Source organism: Bifidobacterium sp. wkB338 (assembly GCF_003688325.1).
GTDB lineage: Bacteria > Actinomycetota > Actinomycetes > Actinomycetales > Bifidobacteriaceae > Bombiscardovia > Bombiscardovia polysaccharolytica.
On sequence record NZ_NPOR01000036.1, the window covers coordinates 1 to 972 of the forward strand.

Annotated in this window: 1 pseudogene; it reads left to right on the top strand. The window is 44.5% G+C overall.

Annotated elements, in window-relative coordinates:
* A pseudogene (locus CI603_RS06430) lies at positions 1 to 972 on the top strand (hypothetical protein); the annotation flags it as partial.

The window sequence follows — 972 nt, forward strand, 5'->3', positions numbered from 1 at the left end:
AAAGTAGCCACGAACGCTTCATCTGCAGGTCCACATTTCTGGTATTTATCGGATAACAGCCCGATAGAAGACCAGTCATTTACTGCAACCCATCTCTATCGATCACTGCTCAACCAAACAGTAGAGACCTTGCTTGATAAAGAGGGAATTATTTATTTGGGGAGAGAAGACGATGGAGACATTGATGTAAGTCTCAACCAGCGTGTTATTGACACATATCAAGGCAAAATAAGAACGCAAAACCTGATAGGCGTGCTTGGAGATGGCACTGACACAGTTAGTATATCTACACGTTTTTTCAAGCAAAATGAAAAGCCTGTCCACATAGAGGATGATTATTTCTTCGCTTACCTGCTGGAGAAGGTTCTGCATGTAAATGTGGCCAAAGGTTTCAACTTTTCACCTCTTAGAAGCAACAGGTGGAAAAAACTGCTGGTACTCTTATTCCCGTACTTTCTGAACAAAGCTCTTCAAGTCGGTGCCTACAAAATGTATGTCAGGCGAGAGTATAACGATTCCCGGCTGAAAGGCACAGTCGACGTTGCCAGATATCTCAACATTGATGTTCCCTTTATCGGGCGAGTGGCTTATACTACCCGGGATCTCGACCTTGACAACCCCATCAGTGAATTAATCAGACATACCATTGAATACATTGTTGCTGGATTTACAATCGGGCGGCAGCTACTTAATGACGATAAAAATGTTAGAGACAACGTTCGGACGGTAAGGCTGAGAACCCCGCGATATCGCAAGACAGAAAGACGCAGGATCATTGAGTGGAATATCCGACATCCTGTTGTCAATGAGTACTTTCGAAGTTACAGGCTGCTGCAAAAAATATGCGTAGCAATCTTGTGCCATGACTCCATATCTGCGAGCGCGTCAGGTAAGGGCCACATCAATGGCATTCTCTTCGATTGTTCTTGGCTATGGGAGGAGTATCTCAACACTCTTTTGCGCGACAAGCGC